Raw genomic sequence first — 15,430 nt, 5'->3', positions numbered from 1 at the left:
TTAGCGTTAAAAATCTTGTTATGCTTAATAAAAAACGAAATTATGTTAAGCATTATAAGAGAAACACCACCCCATGTATTTGGCGTTAGAGCCACAGGTCAAGTCACGGCCGAAGACCTTAAAAGTGTATTGCTCCCAGGATTAGAGGTGCTTACCACACAATACGGAGAAATTTATTACTTACTCGTTTTAGAAACCCCAGTAGAGAATTTCACTGCTGGTGCATGGTTTCAAGATATGATTGCTGGCTTAAAGCATTTTACCAAATGGAAAAAAGCAGCAGTAGTCACCGACGAGAAAACTGTAGAAAAGTTCACCGACGCCTTTAGTTATGTAGCACCTGGAGAGTTTAAAGGTTTCCCTTTGGCCTTATTGGATGATGCTATCGATTGGTTAAATATTAAATCATAAATTATGAGATGGATTAAGAACATAGCTGCCGGACTCATAGGTTCTGTTGCTTTAAATATATTACATGAATCTGTTCGAAAGAATGTAAATAACGCACCAGAAATTAATTTGCTTGGAGCAGAGGCAGTGAATAAAACACTAAGCCAATACGGAAGGCCAATACACAATCCTGACGATTTACACAAGGTTACTTTAGAGCTCGATTTGATTGCCAACGCAGCTTATTATAGTGCTATTGGAGGCAGTGGGAAATACATTTGGCCAAAAGCAATTGCGATGGGTTTAAGCGCCGGTATTGGTGCATTGAAGTTACCTAAACCATTGGGATTAGATCCCAGTCCCGTAACAGAAACCACACAAAAGCAAGTATTAACGGTTGGTTACTATCTATTTGGCGCATTAGTCACAGCTTTAGCATTGAAAACAATTTTAAAATCTTAAACAGAAAATAACATGGAAAATTCAAATATCAGTAGAGACAGTTCAAATAACACACAGAATACAGCCGACCACATTGAGACGCTGGAAGGAAGAGAAGCGGTCAAAAAATTACAGGAATTAGCAAAGGGTGCAGAAAATTGCTTTTTCTGTACCAGTATAAAAACAGGTTTGCCACTATCGGTAAGACCGATGTCGGTTTTGGATGTAGACGATAATGGTAATCTTTGGTTTATGAGCCAAGTGGATAGCGGTAAAAATAAGGAAATTGAAGCAGACCCTTTTACGCATTTATTTTTCCAGCACCATAAGAACTCAGGATTTTTAAATGTTTACGGTATCAGTGAAATTATCGAAGACAGAAAAAAGATCGAAGAACTTTGGAACCCACTACTTAAAGTTTGGTTTCAAGATGGGAAGGAAGATGATAAAATTAGCGTAATTAAGGTAGAGCCAACCGACGTTTATTATTGGGATACCAAACATGGCGAAGCAATTTCTTTCATTAAAATGGCAGCTTCTATTATTACCGGTAAAACAATGGACGACTCTGTGGAGGGAAAATTAGAGGTTTAGATGCTTTCATATAAACATTAAGAAGTTAAGGGTAAATTAAGTTTACCTCTCAGCTTCTTAATGTTGCTTCATCCCTTAATGTTCCAAAGTAAGCATTAACTTTTCTTTTTAAACATTTTGACTTACCGAGGGCTTATTGGTAAATTGCCCTATCATGAACCGCAAACTATTCCTTTCTTCGTTGTTACCAGCATCGGCAATGTTATATGCCTTTAAAAGTAATGCATCAACCTCTTCATCTTCCGATAACATCAAACATAAAAGACCTCCTTATTTAAAACACGGAGATATCATTGGCATTACTTGTCCGGCAGGTTACATTACCCATGAAGAAATTGAACCGGCGGTGCAACAAATGGAAAGTTGGGGATTTAAAGTACTCAAAGGGAAAACGGTTGGTGCTAGAGATTTTACTTTTGGCGGTACCGATGAAGAACGTTTGGAAGATTTGCAGGCAATGCTGAATGATACCAGTATTAGAGCTATTATGTGTGCTCGCGGTGGTTATGGTGCGGTTCGTATTATCGATAAATTAGATTTTAGCATCTTTAAAATTTCGCCTAAATGGCTGATTGGTTTTAGTGATATCACCATTTTACATTGCCATCTAAATAGCAATTTCCGTTTTGCGAGTATTCACTCTAAAATGTGCAACAGCTTTCCATCTGATTGGAGCAAGGCCGAAACCATACAAATTGAAACCATCAAATCTATTGAAAAAGCCTTAAAAGGAGAGGAGTTGATGAAGTATGAAGCTCCTTATCAAAGCAATAATAGACAAGGCGAAGCCGAAGGAGAGCTGATCGGAGGGAATTTACGTTGTATCGAAAACTTAACCGGAAGTGCTTCTGAAATCAAAACTGATGGTAAGATTTTGTTTGTAGAGGATGTTGGCGAATATTTGTATAGTATAGATAGGATGTTTTATAACTTGAGAAGAGCGGGCAAACTTAATAAACTGAAAGGTCTAGTTGTTGGTGGTTTCAGGGTTAAGAAGGATGATGATAACGATGGATTCGGGAAAACGTTGGAGCAAATTGTAATGGATAAAGTAAAAGAGTTTGGCTATCCCGTTTGTTTCGATTTCCCTGTTGGACACCAAAAAGCTAATTTTGCTTTAAAATGTGGCGTAAAACATCGTTTAAGTGTGAATGAACAAGGAACTATTCTGCAAGAACTGTCTTAATCTCATTTACACCTATTCTATAAACAGGTGTTTCCTGTAATCTGGAAGCTACAATAATTTCAACGCCATTGGCTACTTCATTAAATAACCGCTGCACCAAATCTGGACAGTTGTTTTCTCTACTTAAATGCGATAGAAAGAGATGGCTCATGAAATCAGGACGATGATTTGTGAACAAATCTAACGCTTTTCGATTAGACAAGTGACCATTTCCACCACGTATCCTTCGCTTCAAAAAATAAGGGTAGTTGCCTTTATCAAGCATTTCATCATCGTAATTTGCCTCTAAAAATACAGCGTGGCATTGCTTAAAGTGATAAATCAGGTTTTCGCAGTGGTCGCCAATATCTGTAAATACACCAACATTAATATTGTTAAACGAAATGGTAAAGCTATGTGGCTCCGCTGCATCATGCAATTTGGTAAATGCAGTTACTTGCAAACTCCCAATTTGGATTGGCAATGTGCTCGAAAATGCATACACCAAATGCGCTGGTAATATTTGTCGACCTCCCAAATGAGTTTTTGCAGTAATATAAATAGGTAACTGATATTTCTTTGCTAAAACAGGTAGTCCTTTAATATGGTCCGAATGCTCGTGACTAATAAAAATAGCCCTCACTTTATGCATAGTTAAGCCTAGTCTGGTCAATCTCGCTTCGGTTTCTTTGCAACTCAGTCCAGCATCTATGAGCACTGCATCTTCGTCGTTGCCTATATAGAAGCAATTTCCATTGCTGCCCGTATTTAATGAGGTAATATATAATGACATTCATCACAAAGTTCGAGATTTTAACCCGTTATAGTGCCAATAAATTTTAAACATTCGTAGATTGAACAAACATCGTTACCTATCGAGTGTTTTTAAAGGAAAAGCCATGGAAGAAAAATTTAACAATGCCACTCCACAGCGACCTGCTGGACATAGGCCTTTAGATGGAAAAATGGTTCTAGCTGACTTGCCAAGGTTCATTAAGGAGATTAGAAATGAAGCCGCTTATCACGAAAATGGGAAGAATGCCATCACGGTTTTTAAGTCAGAACACGTCACTACCACACTTGTAGCACTAAAAAAGGACGAAAAATTTCAATCGGGGAGCGAAGAACGACATTTACTGATGAGTCTTTATTTAATAGAAGGAAATTTAAGTTTCTTTACGGAAGGAGCAGAGGATTATGTATCAGAATATCAGTTGCTTAACTATCATTATGATCATTCATTTCAGGCTGTGGCTCATACCGATTGTATTTGCTTATTAACTGTATTTAAATAACAGCTTTGCTTGCAAATGTGAATTGTGAAAAAAAAAAGTCGAAAAAAGAATATCAAAAAAATAAAGAATTGCTTGTTTATTCCGTTTAAATGATATATTTGACCAATAAATTAAAATTATAACAATGGAAAAATTTGCAAAAGTTAAAGAAGTAGTAGCTGCTATCGAGGCAGACGTAGAGAAATTTTATAATGCAGGTAATTCAGCTGCAGGAACAAGAGTACGTAAAGCTATGCAAGACCTTAAAGGTTTAGCTCAAGAAATCCGTACTGAAGTTACAGAGAAAAAAAATAGCGATAAATAGTAAAAGCGCTCAAAGTAATTTTGGAAGACCTTGTTTAAATGCAAGGTCTTTTTTTATTATGGCACTAAAAATATATGCTCTAAGCGGGCTTAAAATCTTATCAAAACGCTCGCCAACGTTTTCAAAATGCTCTCAAAGTTCCACTAGATTTAATAAATAATAAAAATAGAGAATGATTGCAGTACAAGTTACATATAAGGTACAAGCAGATTTTGCAGAAGAAAACAAAAGTAATATCAGTGCTTTTTTAGCCGATTTCAAAGGTATGCTTGCCAGCAGATTTTTATACCATGTTTATATTAAGGAAGATGGGTTAACGTTTGTACATGTTTCTATGTACGAAAATGAAGAGGTGCAACAACAGGTTCTAAACACTGCATCTTTTGTTATATTTCAACAAAAGAGAGATGAGAGTGGCTTGTTAGAAGCTCCAGTAATTGAGAATTTGAATCACTTGGGTTCGTCCCTAAGTTTGGTGAAATAACTTTTCGGACTAGCTTACTAGTCCGAAAAGCTTCTAATTAGAAATATAAAATGCTGTCTAAAATTTCTTCTATTTAAAATGGTACTACAGCTATTTTAAGAATTTCTTTATTGTACTGGCTTATCCATTCTAGCCGTATCCGCGGTAGTCGTGTCGCTTCTCAGCGTGTCATTAGTGGTCGAATCTGTATTTCTACTAGTACCACATGAAGCTAAAAATAATCCTGCTCCGATTAATATTAATGCTAATCTTTTCATAATTAATAACTTAAATTGTTGAACTTATTGTATAAGTAACAATAAAACTATATTTAGAGTTTAAAGCATAATACCTGTTTGTTTACGTATAACTACTTTAAAGTCAAATAAAAAAGCTTCATAGTTGCCTACGAAGCTTTAATATCTTTTAAAAATGCAAACCTGTAAGCCGGGTTCTGTATCCGATAAATCGGTTTCTATCATTAATCTACTGTAAGCGTCGCCACTTACCTCTAACGACCTACCCACTAACATCGGACGAGCAGCCCTACGTGCGTTAGCCTATTTGGTCTTTCAACTCCTGGGGTTTACCAACCTTGTTATCACTAACAAAGCTCGTGAGCTCTTACCTCACGTTTTCACCCTTACCCCGATAAATCGTGGCGGTATATTCTCTGCGGCACTTTCCGTGATTTAGGTCTTCATTCCTAAACCCCTTCCCGTTAGGAAGCAAGATGCTCTGCGTTGCCCGGACTTTCCTCTCTCCAACAAGTGAACAGCGATAGAACAGTTTGCATTGTTGCAAAGGTAATATTTTATTCTGTTTAGATTTTTGAAAAGCAGTTTTCTTTGCCATTTTTAATGGAAAGTCCCGTTATTCGCTTAATCTTTTGTTGCTACTTCCACTTCATATCTTTCATGCTGAGTTTATCGAAGCATCTATCAAACACAATCCTTCGACAAGCTCAGGATGACAAGCAGTAAAACAAAAAGGATATCGCTACTACCGGGTTTATTTTACACAGGCTTTTGCTAAACACAACGTTTTTTGGCAGTGCATTTCGTTCTCTAAGCGGGATAGCAGTGGAAAGCCCGCAATTTAGCGTAGCGAAGTGAGTATCTGCGACGAATATCCCTACTAATGATCATTGGAATGGAATTGTTTTTACAAGTATGCAGCTCAGGAAACTTACGAAGTTTTAGACACTTCGTAAATTTTGCTGAAAACTGATTACTGCAAACTGCCTACTAGTTACAGTTTTTCAAGTCATTTGCAACTTGTTCGTAAGTATACATGCCTTGCTTATTTCCAAAGGAATTAGTGATGTAAACTGTGACTTGCGCAATATCGATATCGTGTAAATCCTTAAATGCTGGCATTTTCTCATGGTAGGTTTTTCCATGAATTTCCATTGGTTCATTAACGCCATTTTTAATATAGCATGCTAACTTTTGCTTATTCAATTTAAGAAAAACCGTATCCGTTAGTGGGGGAGCTAACTCCCCCAAACCTTCGCCTTTTTCTCCATGGCAATTTTGACATCTAGCCTGATAAATATCTTTACCATTAGACAGGTATTTCGCCATTTCTATTTCACTCGCACTTTGGCAAGCGTTGATGACAATTGCTATAGTTCCTAAGAAAACACCGTAAACAATCGCTTTTCGCAACACGTAACTTTTAACTTTCGACTTTTGACTTTTCACTTATTTAGTCTTTTTCAGCCAATAACACATCCATATCGTTTTTCAGTTTTTCAACCTCTTCAGTTTTAGTACCGTCATAAGCACCTCTAATACGTTTATGCTTATCAATTAAAACCAACCAACCTTGGTGTATATAGCCATCGGTTGCACTGCTGTCTTCTTGTACTGCCACTAAATAATCTTTTTCTGCTAGTTTATAAACTTCTTCTTTACTGCCGTACAAAAACTGCCATTGTGGAACGTCTGCACCTAATTTTTGTGCATATTTCTTCAATACAGATGGTTTGTCATATTTGAAATCGATGGTATGAGACAAGAACATCACCTCTTTATTGTCTTTGTACTTGTCGAAAATCGTTTTCATGTTACGATGCATGATAGGGCAGATAGTGCTACACGAAGTAAAAAAGAAATCGGCAACGTAAACTTTGTCCTTAAATGCATCTTGGGTAACTTCAACACTATCCTGATTTAAGAATTTGAAGTCTGGAATAGTTTTGTAAATGGTATCTATTTTTTCATTTCCGTTAGCATCTTTGGTTATTTTTACTTCTTTATCACCGTAAATGGGTAATTTTTTTTCTTGTGTGCAAGAAGCGCCAAGCGCTATTAAACCAGCAATTGCTGCATATCCTAAAATCTTTTTCATCTATTTTAAATTTATTTTAAGTGGTGATGAAACTATCATGATTTTGTGTTTTAATGTGATTTTGAAAATCATGATGGTTTCATCTCTATTTCTTTAAATATTTCTCTGGGTTTTGATCAAATTTTAATTTACATCCTTTACTGCAAAACAAATATTCCTGCTTTTGATAAGTGCTTTTAAGGTTCGTAGAAGGTTTTATTTTCATTTTGCAAACAAGGTCTGTTTTAACGCTGTCGGCTGATGTACCTTGTTTATTTACTTCTGTTGCGTTGCTGTTGTATAATGCTCCAAAACTGAGGGCAAAAATACAGATTATTAAAGTTGTTTTCATGTTGTTAATTGGGTTTTTATGCCACAGATGCACGGACTAATAATAGTACGTCATTGCGAGGAAGAATGACGAAGCAATCTTTCATACTTCCTATTCCAAACTATAAAGATTGCTTCACACATTACCTTAGCCCTACGCTTAGGTTCGCAATGACGATAAATACTAAGTAATTCTAAATTCGTGCATCTGTGGCTAGTTAATTACTATTTTATAAAAGGTTTTGCTTGTTCAATCGCTTTTTCTAGTTGGATTTGAACTTGTTTTACGCTATCCAATTGGTCTTTAAAATATTGCAATGCTTCTGCTTTAGAACCTTTGAAATCAAGTTGAAAATCGTGCATCCAATCCATCATTTTTTCATCTGCTAGATTAAGCTGATGGATAGATTTTTGCAATTCAATGGTATCGGCATTGTTTTGTTTGCGCTTGTATTTCAATAAACTATCTAATTTTAAGGAAGTTTTGATAGCTTTTTCGTTGACCACCATTGCCTCGTTGTGCAAATCATCAATAGTTTTCTTAATGGCTTGCTCATTATCTTCTTGTTGGCAAGCGGTAAAAGTTAGCGCTATACAGGCAATTAAGTATTTTATCTCTTTCATTGTGTTAAAATTAAAATGGTACTGAAACATGAAGCATTAAACGATTGCCCGCTTTGGCTCGTTGGTTTGCTAGTTCTTGTGAAACAATAGTTTGATAGTTGGCTCCTAATGAAAACTTGCTCATCGCCAATTCGAAGCCAGTAACTAGAGAAGCCGAATGACCACCAGAAACATCAACTTCGTATTTGTTGTTTTCGATGTCTTTTTCGGCGGTCTCGTACAAAACGCCTGCATTTGGCGCAAAAGTTAATTTGTGAAATAACCTAAACTTATAGTACATCAGTGCATTGGTAGTCAGTTTGTTTCCGTAATGGTACTCGTATTTATTTGCTGTATTGATTTTGTAGTTCACATTTAAGTTTACACCCAAATCATTCAGCCTAACATCGTAAGCTGCGTTAATGGTGAAATCAGTACTTGCGGTGCCCAATTGGAAGTTATTGGGTGTTTCTTGCACTGCTAATCTCTCACTCGGTTCGTATTTTCCAGTTGGAGCTTTTATTCCCGCACCTAACCAAAGCGAGTGAACCAATAACTTGCTGTTGAGACTAGTACTTTTGGTAAATAAGTTGTAATAACCCATCAGGGCAATATCTCCCAATCCATTTTTTGAGCCGGAACTAGCTTGTGAGCTTCGTTCATTAAAGTTGTAAGGCACAAATGCCAATACTCTGAAACGTTTACCGAAATTCCATCCGCCCCAAAGCTCTGCCGTTTGGTAGGTTTCGTCTGTAGTTAATGGTGTAACATTTCCTTGCGCACCTAAATGTGTTTGCAGTTGTTTGTGCTGATATCTTAATCCGATAAAACGTTTGTTGTACTCCGGCAAAATGCCGATGTAGTAACTCCCTACGCCACAGCCGCAAATATCGCAAGCCAATAAACTTAAAGGACTGACTAAAAGTGCAAGTATGATTATCTTTTTGAAATTCATTATTGTTCTGCTAAAAGTTTATTATTGATGAATTCTTCATCGTTAAGCGTGTTTAAAAATGCCATCAGCTTTGTTTTCTCCTCATTATTGATGGTAATTCCCCTTGCTATATTTTTGTTTAATAAAGGGTCGAGGTTCTCTGTAGCCTGCACTTCATGAATGTAATGAGTAAAAACGGCGTCCAAAGTCAAAAACCGACCGTCGTGCATAAAAGGAGCAGTGTATTTGAGGTTACGCAGTGATGGTACTTTAAACTTATACTTATCTGCATTTAGTAAGGTTGCGGTGTATAAACCCAAATCGTTAATAGGATTAGGAGCTAAGCCATTATTTCTAAAACCATTGTCAGTAAAAAGTGGTTCTGTATGGCAGCTAGCACATTTCTGCTTGAAAAGCTCATAACCTTCCGTCTCAGCTGTAGTGAAACTGGCATTGTCCTCTTTCCTCATTACTTTATCATATTTGGAATTACTGCTCACACACATTAGCATGAATTGAGATAAGGCTTTTAGGAAATTTGCAGTGGTAATTTCCTCCGTACCGAAAGCAGCTTTGAACTTACTTTTGTATTTGTCCATTGCTTTCAATTTATTGAGCACATTCTCCAAACTTTCATCCATTTCTTCGTGTGTGGTAATGGGAGAGATGGGGAATAGGTCCAAATCATAAATACCACCGCCCCACATAAATGCTTTGTTCCAAGCTAAATTCATGATAGGAGGAGAATTACGTGTACCCAATCGGTCATCAATTCCATGACTTACATCGTGCCCATGCTGGGTAAAAGCCGAAGATTGGATGTGACAAGAACCGCAAGTAATGGTATTGTCTCTCGATAATCTTGGCTCATAAAACAACATTCTTCCTAGTTCGAAACCTTCCTTAGTTACTGCGTTATTTGCAAAGTTGTAAATAGGTTCAGGAAAATTTTTGGGCTTTTGAAAGCCCAAAAATGTTTCTACTTTTTCCTGTATAACCTCACCTTTTTTACAAGCATATACAAATACCGCAATTAATAGGAGGTATTTGATATAACGTAGTTGCATATTAATTTTCTGTATGATCGTGAGTGAACAAATCTTTGAAATTATTGGAGATTTTAGTTGAATATTCACTAAACATCACCGTTGGATATGCCTTGATACTGAAGGTGTTTGTGCCGTTGAAAAACTTCATTAAATCCACAAATAAATGAATGTTACTTTGCCTATCTTTCCTTACTTTGGCAATACCAGCGTTATTTAAATCAACTGTAATGGTTTTGATATTATTGATAGTTGGCGCACTGTAACCGCCAAAACCACCGATGTGGTACCTAAACGTTTTTTTGCCAGTCGGGTCGCCTTGTTGGTCGTCAGTAATTACCTCAGAATTCCCTTCAAGTTTGAAGAAAATATAGCCCGAGTTCCAGCCCCAATACATTCCGCCACCTGCATGACCACCAGCCGCTGGATCTAATACGCCAACTCTTTTGTCTACAGACATGGTGCTACGCAAGCTATCCACACCTAAAACAAAGGTAAGTTTACTGTAATCGCCTTCTGGCACTTTTACTTTAGCAAAACGGGTAGCTCTATCGGCTCCTTTAATTAAGAAATAAGAACTGTCTTGAGGAACAGTAAATTGTTTTCCTCCAGTGGTAGTTACTTGGATATTACTGATGAAATACTGAATGGAACTGATGGTGAATTTTTCGCCACTGGCATTGGTATAAGGTACAGCTGTGTTGTCGAACGTCAGGGTTCTGCCGCCTACAATGTTATCGAATTCGACTGACAGCGGAGCTAAGTTTTGCTCGTCAAAATCTGGTGTAGCATTGTCTTTTTTACAAGCAGAAAATAGGATAGAAGTTATAGTGATGATAGTTAAAATCTTTTTCATTTTAATTTTTAAAGTATAATAAAGCCCGCATATAAATGCAAACAGACTGTCAGGCTGAGCTTGTCGAAGCTTTTTTTGATACATTTCGACAGGCTCAATGTGACACCATTTGTGCTAACTGGGCGTAACAAAAAGGAAAGTTTAGGTGGCTGCTAATCCGTTATGACGAAGCTTAAACATAATCACATTTTTAATGGACGACAGCATTAAAATTGCTTTCCCGAATGTTCGGGATAAACTGTACCTCGCAATAACGAATTATGAACGGTTAGTGCAAAATATAACACAGTCATCCCAATGATTTGGAACGATTGCGATTATAAAGCCACCAAGAAATTAACTAGGCTTGTTTGGGAGGGTGGAAAATAACGCTGGTTTTACCTACAGGTTTTTGCTGTAAGTAGTTAGGGATAGAAGTTTCTACCTCGGTTTCAAAATTTTTGAAAACCAATAAGGATTTTTCTGGAGCTACCGTTTCAATCACTCGTTTCATGTGCTCTTGCTCTTGTTTGTTTTTTTGCTCGAGCTCTTTTAGTTTGATGTCCAAAAAACATTTACCCTCGCAATGACGCTCTGGTTTGTCTTTGTTGGTACACAATACCGATGAAATATAAGATTTATTGAAATGGTAGGAGGTAGAAACAATCCAATAGTTAAAGCAATTGGCTAAGATGCCAACCAACAATAACCCTGCGACTAATTTTCTACAGATTTTCATTGTTGCAAATGTAGAGAACAATGGCGGTTATTCAAAGAAATTATATGTAAAAGACGAGTTAATAGCCTTAAAAGTTACCCGCTGATTTCACAGATTTATGAGTTGCTTGTCTGCAAAATCAGTAAAGTATTCCCAATAATCTGATGGACAAAACAATTATCCAAATAACCGATTTAAACAGTTAACCAAAGCCTAACAGCACTTATAATAAACCTTTACTTTCTGTTCCTTAGCCGACCATGCGATATAGACATTGCTATCTTTTCCTAAACGATAATCGAATCCGTTTAAACCACTTTGTTTAAGTTCGTTGTAAAAGGTTTTGTCGGGAACATTTTTGTCAGGTTGTTCATCTGGTGTTACTGCGGGTTCCAAAAAGTGATGTTCTTCAAAAAAGTAAGCAATTTCTTCCTTCAAAAATTTCATCTTATCACTTTCCTTCTTCAAATCTGCAGTAGCGATGTAGTTTTTTAGCAGTTCGTTTGTTTTAATCTCCTGTCTATAAATTTCTTTTCCGTCAGCAGATTTAATGGTGAACAATAGCTGCATGTCCTTGGTGTCCTTGCCAACTAAAGCCACCTTGAAAGTATCTAGCTTAATTGCATCAGAAAATGCGAAGGTGGTTGTTTTTTCAAAGTCTTCAGCGTTACCATCTTTGGTGTCAGTAGAAGAGTTACAGGCATATAACAAGCCAATAGTTAATAATGCAGGAATAATAAATTTCTTCATTACAGTTAGTTTATGGCTTTAATATAAATAAATTATTTCGATATTTTTAGCAGGTCTTCTGGTGTATCTATCGCAATAGTCTCTAAATTCGTAATTTTGGTTTTAATAGTAAATCCATTTTCTAGCCAACGTAGCTGCTCCAGATTTTCTGCTACTTCCAAGCTAGATGGTTGAAGTTTTGTAATTGCAGATAGCACATCTTTACGGTAACCATAAATGCCGATGTGTTTATAAAATGGATGTTTACTTGCCCAATTTTCTTCATCAGCATTGCGAATAAAAGGAATGGTTTGTCTACTGAAGTATAAAGCTTCTTGGCGAGTGTTAAGTACAACTTTTGGGATATTTACGTTGAATAATTCTTCCTTGTTATCAATCTCCTTAATTAGTGTAGCTAATTGTATGTTTTCTTCTATAAAACAAGAAGTTAATAATTCTATTTGTTCAGGGTTGATATAAGGTTCATCACCTTGGATATTGATGATGATGTCGTATTCTGGCATTTGCTCGGCTACTTCCGCACATCGGTCTGTTCCACTTTTATGGGTAGCGGAAGTCATCACATACTTGCCTCCGAAATTGACTACTTCTTCTACAATGCGTTCATCGTCCGTTGCAATAACAACATCAGTTAAACTTTCCGTCTTTTTAGCCTGTTCATAAACCCTTTGAATCATTGTTTTTCCATTGATATATATTAAAGGTTTACCAGGAAAACGGGTTGAAGCATATCTAGCTGGTATAATGCCGAGAATTTTTGTCATAAGTAAATCAATTGGTAAATAATTCTTTTTGCTTCCTTTTAGACGGTAAGTTTAAAACAAACCATTAATTTCTGCTTCTATAGACTGAATTACAGCACCTAAATCTTCTGGATTATTAGTGAAATCTAATCTGTCCTTATCTAAAATTAATAGCTTACCAAGTTTATAGTTTTTAATCCAAGTTTCGTATTTCTCATTCAATTTAGAAAGATAGTCTATACGTATACTCGCTTCATATTCCCTACCACGACGTTGAATATTATTTACCAAAGTAGGTACCGACGCTCTTAAATAAACCAACAAATCTGGAGGTTTAATGAATGAAGTGATGTTATCAAAAATTGCTCTATAGTTATCGTGATCACGACTGGTCATTAAGCCCATTTCATGTAAGTTGTCAGCGAAGATGTGCGCATCTTCGTAGATCGTACGGTCTTGTATTACATTACGTTGTTTATTCTCAATATCCACAATCTGTTGAAAGCGACTATTTAAGAAATAAATTTGTAGGTTGAAACTCCAGCGTTTCATATCACTGTAAAAATCCTCCAAGTAAGGATTGTTATCTACAGCCTCATAAAGTGCTTCCCATCCATAATTTTTTGCTAACAAGCCTGTTAGCGTTGTTTTTCCAGCACCTATGTTGCCTACTATTGCTATATGCATACTATTTCGATATGAGATTTGAGATTTTGAGCCGATAGAATGATTTCTCAAATCTAATGTCTCACTTCTCAAATCTATAAAATTAAAAACTTTTAAATCCTATTAATTCACGTACTTCCTTAATTGTCTTTTGAGCACTTTCTCTGGCTTTTTCAGCACCTAGACGGGCAACTTTTTGCAGGTAAGCAGAATCGTTCGCTATATCGTTAATTCTATTTCTTACTGGGTCTGTAGCAATAATCATATCTTCAGCTAATTGCTTCTTGAAATCTCCATAACGTATCGCCATTTTGTTGTACAAATCATCAAAGTGGGTTAAGGTATCTGCTGGAGAAACAATTTTCATCAAATCGAACAAGTTTTGAATTGCTTCTGGTTTTTCTTGGTGCTCTGCTGTTGGTCCGCCATCTGTAACTGCTCTAGAAACTTTTTTGCGGATTGCCTCTGGTGTGTCCGAAAGGTAAACACAGTTGGCATCCCCTTCAGATTTACCCATTTTCCCTTTGCCATCTAATCCTGGCACTTTTACCAATTTTTCGGTATAGCTAAAAGCGTAAGGCTCAGGGAAATATTCTTGGTTATACAAACGATTAAAACGATTACCAAAAGTACGAGCCATCTCTAGATGTTGCTCTTGGTCTTTACCAACAGGCACTTTAGTAGCTTTGTGAATTAAAATATCTGCAGCCATTAACACTGGGTAAGTCAATAAACCACCGTTAACATTATCAGGACTTGCACGCACCTTGTCTTTAAATGAAGTTGCTCGTTCTAGTTCTCCCAGATAAGCATTCATGTTCAAATACAAATACAATTCGGTAATTTCGGGTACATCAGATTGTACGTAAATAGTACTTTCTTCTGGATTTAAACCACATGCTAAATAATCTACCAATACATTTTTAACGTTGCCGTGTAAGTTCTCTGGAGTTGGGTGTGTTGTTAGTGAATGCCAATCTGCAATGAAGAAATAGCAATTATACTCCTCTTGCATCTTGATGAAGTTTTTTACCGCACCATAGTAGTTACCCAAATGTAACTTTCCTGTGGACCTAATCCCACTAACAACTGTTTCTTTCATAATGGCCGAAATTAACTAAAAAACTGAAAACTCTAAAGAATGTTTAACGTTGGAATTTTAAATTAGAACGATTTGACAAATACAATCAAGATTGGATATAAAAAGTAAAGCCGAAGGGTTAATTCTTCGGCTACAATATATCTTCCGGACTAATTACTTTTTTGACTATCCTTCCATTTCAGCAGCAGTCTGTTCTACTTTTGCCCTTAAATCGTCTTTATAGGCTTGCATTTTTTCTGCCAATTCAGGTTTTGCAGTCGATAATATTTGTACTGCCAGCAAACCAGCATTTTTAGCAGCATTTAAAGCTACTGTAGCTACCGGAATACCATTTGGCATTTGAAGAATCGAAAGGATACTGTCCCAACCATCAATAGAGTTTGAAGATTTTACAGGGACGCCGATTACAGGAACAGTAGTGATAGAAGCTACCATACCTGGCAAATGTGCAGCGCCACCAGCACCAGCAATAATTACTTTAATACCACGACTAGCAGCATCTTTTGCGTACTGAAACATTCTATCTGGAGTACGGTGGGCCGAAACCACGGTAATTTCAAAATCTACACCGAATTCCTTGCAGATATCTGCCGCATCTTGCATTACAGGCAAGTCCGACTTGCTGCCCATGATAATACCAACTTTCATTTTTTTGGTTGTTTTGTTTATTAGTTTTTGGTTGTTTAGTTTTCCAACCTAGTCTTTTATCCTTGTTGT

Annotated in this window: 22 protein-coding genes and 1 other RNA gene; 7 read left to right on the top strand and 16 right to left on the bottom strand. The window is 36.6% G+C overall.

All coding sequences use genetic code 11. The annotated features are described in order from the left end of the window. Window positions 1–42 precede the first annotated feature (42 nt). The 4 genes from CRO54_RS05385 to CRO54_RS05370 all read left to right on the top strand — a co-directional run bounded on the left by CRO54_RS05385 (window position 43) and on the right by CRO54_RS05370 (window position 2,611). Window positions 43–411, top strand: coding sequence for a SpoIIAA family protein (locus CRO54_RS05385; RefSeq protein ID WP_097129512.1), 369 nt, complete (start codon window positions 43–45; stop codon window positions 409–411). A gap of 3 nt (window positions 412–414) precedes the next feature. Beyond that, a complete protein-coding gene (locus CRO54_RS05380) occupies window positions 415–852 on the top strand; it encodes a hypothetical protein (protein ID WP_097129510.1) in 438 nt (145 codons plus the stop codon). Window positions 853–864: 12 nt separating this feature from the next. Then, complete coding sequence (locus tag CRO54_RS05375; RefSeq protein WP_097129507.1) at window positions 865–1,425, top strand: pyridoxamine 5'-phosphate oxidase family protein; 561 nt, start codon at window positions 865–867, stop codon at window positions 1,423–1,425. Between the two features lie 154 nt (window positions 1,426–1,579). Next, the gene (locus tag CRO54_RS05370; RefSeq protein WP_097129505.1) at window positions 1,580–2,611 is read left to right on the top strand and encodes a S66 peptidase family protein; all 1,032 of its coding nucleotides are present in this window, start codon (window positions 1,580–1,582) and stop codon (window positions 2,609–2,611) included. Here the strand turns inward: CRO54_RS05370 and CRO54_RS05365 are convergent. Beyond that, a complete protein-coding gene (locus CRO54_RS05365; RefSeq protein ID WP_097129503.1) occupies window positions 2,589–3,383 on the bottom strand; it encodes an MBL fold metallo-hydrolase in 795 nt (264 codons plus the stop codon). The two genes, CRO54_RS05370 and CRO54_RS05365, sit on opposite strands and share 23 nt — an antisense overlap. Window positions 3,384–3,444: 61 nt before the next feature. On the opposite strand from CRO54_RS05365, the gene CRO54_RS05360 reads away from it, so the two are divergent. The 3 genes from CRO54_RS05360 (at window position 3,445) to CRO54_RS05350 (ending at window position 4,673) form a co-directional block, all read left to right on the top strand. Next, window positions 3,445–3,885: a hypothetical protein gene (locus CRO54_RS05360; protein ID WP_144371940.1), complete on the top strand. Its 441-nt coding sequence runs from the start codon at window positions 3,445–3,447 to the stop codon at window positions 3,883–3,885. Window positions 3,886–4,009: 124 nt separating this feature from the next. Then, the gene (locus tag CRO54_RS05355; RefSeq protein ID WP_097129498.1) at window positions 4,010–4,189 is read left to right on the top strand and encodes a histone H1; all 180 of its coding nucleotides are present in this window, start codon (window positions 4,010–4,012) and stop codon (window positions 4,187–4,189) included. Between the two features lie 172 nt (window positions 4,190–4,361). Then, window positions 4,362–4,673, top strand: coding sequence for a hypothetical protein (locus CRO54_RS05350; RefSeq protein ID WP_097129496.1), 312 nt, complete (start codon window positions 4,362–4,364; stop codon window positions 4,671–4,673). Between the two features lie 107 nt (window positions 4,674–4,780). Here CRO54_RS05350 and CRO54_RS21125 read toward each other — a convergent pair whose 3' ends face one another. The 15 genes from CRO54_RS21125 to purE all read right to left on the bottom strand — a co-directional run bounded on the left by CRO54_RS21125 (window position 4,781) and on the right by purE (window position 15,361). Then, window positions 4,781–4,930 (bottom strand): hypothetical protein, encoded by a 150-nt coding sequence (locus CRO54_RS21125; protein ID WP_171047824.1) that lies wholly within the window; start codon window positions 4,928–4,930, stop codon window positions 4,781–4,783. A 149-nt stretch (window positions 4,931–5,079) separates the two neighbouring features. Continuing rightward, an RNA gene (gene rnpB, locus CRO54_RS05345) (RNase P RNA component class A) lies at window positions 5,080–5,449 on the bottom strand. Window positions 5,450–5,899: 450 nt separating this feature from the next. Next, complete coding sequence (locus tag CRO54_RS05340; protein ID WP_240775022.1) at window positions 5,900–6,358, bottom strand: c-type cytochrome; 459 nt, start codon at window positions 6,356–6,358, stop codon at window positions 5,900–5,902. Between the two features lie 4 nt (window positions 6,359–6,362). Beyond that, on the bottom strand, window positions 6,363–7,007 hold the full coding sequence (locus CRO54_RS05335) for an SCO family protein (RefSeq protein ID WP_097129494.1): 645 nt from the start codon (window positions 7,005–7,007) through the stop codon (window positions 6,363–6,365). Window positions 7,008–7,092: 85 nt separating this feature from the next. After that, complete coding sequence (locus CRO54_RS05330) at window positions 7,093–7,338, bottom strand: YHS domain-containing protein (RefSeq protein ID WP_097129491.1); 246 nt, start codon at window positions 7,336–7,338, stop codon at window positions 7,093–7,095. Between the two features lie 203 nt (window positions 7,339–7,541). After that, a complete protein-coding gene (locus CRO54_RS05325) occupies window positions 7,542–7,940 on the bottom strand; it encodes a hypothetical protein (RefSeq protein ID WP_097129488.1) in 399 nt (132 codons plus the stop codon). 10 nt (window positions 7,941–7,950) lie between these two features. After that, window positions 7,951–8,874 (bottom strand): transporter family protein, encoded by a 924-nt coding sequence (locus CRO54_RS05320; RefSeq protein WP_097129485.1) that lies wholly within the window; start codon window positions 8,872–8,874, stop codon window positions 7,951–7,953. Beyond that, window positions 8,874–9,920, bottom strand: coding sequence for a cytochrome-c peroxidase (locus tag CRO54_RS05315; RefSeq protein WP_097129483.1), 1,047 nt, complete (start codon window positions 9,918–9,920; stop codon window positions 8,874–8,876). The genes CRO54_RS05320 and CRO54_RS05315 overlap by 1 nt, the downstream gene beginning before the upstream one ends. Before the next feature lies 1 nt (window position 9,921). Next, window positions 9,922–10,755 carry an MbnP family protein gene (locus CRO54_RS05310; RefSeq protein ID WP_097129481.1) on the bottom strand — a complete coding sequence of 278 codons (834 nt, stop codon included), beginning with the start codon at window positions 10,753–10,755 and terminating at the stop codon, window positions 9,922–9,924. 340 nt (window positions 10,756–11,095) lie between these two features. Continuing rightward, on the bottom strand, window positions 11,096–11,473 hold the full coding sequence (locus tag CRO54_RS05305; protein ID WP_097129479.1) for a hypothetical protein: 378 nt from the start codon (window positions 11,471–11,473) through the stop codon (window positions 11,096–11,098). Between the two features lie 192 nt (window positions 11,474–11,665). Then, window positions 11,666–12,202: a hypothetical protein gene (locus tag CRO54_RS05300; protein ID WP_097129475.1), complete on the bottom strand. Its 537-nt coding sequence runs from the start codon at window positions 12,200–12,202 to the stop codon at window positions 11,666–11,668. 32 nt (window positions 12,203–12,234) lie between these two features. Continuing rightward, entirely contained in the window at window positions 12,235–12,966 is a 732-nt protein-coding gene (gene kdsB, locus CRO54_RS05295) for a 3-deoxy-manno-octulosonate cytidylyltransferase (protein ID WP_097129473.1), read from the bottom strand. A 51-nt stretch (window positions 12,967–13,017) separates the two neighbouring features. Beyond that, complete coding sequence (locus tag CRO54_RS05290; protein WP_097129470.1) at window positions 13,018–13,632, bottom strand: deoxynucleoside kinase; 615 nt, start codon at window positions 13,630–13,632, stop codon at window positions 13,018–13,020. Window positions 13,633–13,714: 82 nt separating this feature from the next. Then, window positions 13,715–14,713 (bottom strand): tryptophan--tRNA ligase, encoded by a 999-nt coding sequence (gene trpS / locus CRO54_RS05285; RefSeq protein ID WP_097129467.1) that lies wholly within the window; start codon window positions 14,711–14,713, stop codon window positions 13,715–13,717. Between the two features lie 165 nt (window positions 14,714–14,878). Beyond that, complete coding sequence (purE, locus tag CRO54_RS05280; RefSeq protein ID WP_097129465.1) at window positions 14,879–15,361, bottom strand: 5-(carboxyamino)imidazole ribonucleotide mutase; 483 nt, start codon at window positions 15,359–15,361, stop codon at window positions 14,879–14,881. Between the last annotated feature and the right edge of the window lie 69 nt (window positions 15,362–15,430).

This window comes from Pedobacter xixiisoli (assembly GCF_900215335.1).
Taxonomy (GTDB): domain Bacteria; phylum Bacteroidota; class Bacteroidia; order Sphingobacteriales; family Sphingobacteriaceae; genus Pedobacter; species Pedobacter xixiisoli.
This window is presented reverse-complemented; position numbering and strand designations above follow the sequence as displayed.

Bases quoted from the DNA above. Each gene is read 5' to 3' on its own strand.
- CRO54_RS05385 (WP_097129512.1), top strand. From the start codon at position 43: ATGTTAAGCATTATAAGAGAAACACCACCCCATGTATTTGGCGTTAGA.
- CRO54_RS05380 (WP_097129510.1), top strand. From the start codon at position 415: ATGAGATGGATTAAGAACATAGCTGCCGGACTCATAGGTTCTGTTGCT.
- CRO54_RS05375 (WP_097129507.1), top strand. From the start codon at position 865: ATGGAAAATTCAAATATCAGTAGAGACAGTTCAAATAACACACAGAAT.
- CRO54_RS05370 (WP_097129505.1), top strand. From the start codon at position 1,580: ATGAACCGCAAACTATTCCTTTCTTCGTTGTTACCAGCATCGGCAATG.
- CRO54_RS05365 (WP_097129503.1), bottom strand. From the start codon at position 3,383: ATGTCATTATATATTACCTCATTAAATACGGGCAGCAATGGAAATTGC.
- CRO54_RS05355 (WP_097129498.1), top strand. From the start codon at position 4,010: ATGGAAAAATTTGCAAAAGTTAAAGAAGTAGTAGCTGCTATCGAGGCA.
- CRO54_RS05350 (WP_097129496.1), top strand. From the start codon at position 4,362: ATGATTGCAGTACAAGTTACATATAAGGTACAAGCAGATTTTGCAGAA.
- CRO54_RS21125 (WP_171047824.1), bottom strand. From the start codon at position 4,930: ATGAAAAGATTAGCATTAATATTAATCGGAGCAGGATTATTTTTAGCT.
- CRO54_RS05335 (WP_097129494.1), bottom strand. From the start codon at position 7,007: ATGAAAAAGATTTTAGGATATGCAGCAATTGCTGGTTTAATAGCGCTT.
- CRO54_RS05330 (WP_097129491.1), bottom strand. From the start codon at position 7,338: ATGAAAACAACTTTAATAATCTGTATTTTTGCCCTCAGTTTTGGAGCA.
- CRO54_RS05325 (WP_097129488.1), bottom strand. From the start codon at position 7,940: ATGAAAGAGATAAAATACTTAATTGCCTGTATAGCGCTAACTTTTACC.
- CRO54_RS05320 (WP_097129485.1), bottom strand. From the start codon at position 8,874: ATGAATTTCAAAAAGATAATCATACTTGCACTTTTAGTCAGTCCTTTA.
- CRO54_RS05315 (WP_097129483.1), bottom strand. From the start codon at position 9,920: ATGCAACTACGTTATATCAAATACCTCCTATTAATTGCGGTATTTGTA.
- CRO54_RS05310 (WP_097129481.1), bottom strand. From the start codon at position 10,755: ATGAAAAAGATTTTAACTATCATCACTATAACTTCTATCCTATTTTCT.
- CRO54_RS05305 (WP_097129479.1), bottom strand. From the start codon at position 11,473: ATGAAAATCTGTAGAAAATTAGTCGCAGGGTTATTGTTGGTTGGCATC.
- CRO54_RS05300 (WP_097129475.1), bottom strand. From the start codon at position 12,202: ATGAAGAAATTTATTATTCCTGCATTATTAACTATTGGCTTGTTATAT.
- kdsB (WP_097129473.1), bottom strand. From the start codon at position 12,966: ATGACAAAAATTCTCGGCATTATACCAGCTAGATATGCTTCAACCCGT.
- CRO54_RS05290 (WP_097129470.1), bottom strand. From the start codon at position 13,632: ATGCATATAGCAATAGTAGGCAACATAGGTGCTGGAAAAACAACGCTA.
- trpS (WP_097129467.1), bottom strand. From the start codon at position 14,713: ATGAAAGAAACAGTTGTTAGTGGGATTAGGTCCACAGGAAAGTTACAT.
- purE (WP_097129465.1), bottom strand. From the start codon at position 15,361: ATGAAAGTTGGTATTATCATGGGCAGCAAGTCGGACTTGCCTGTAATG.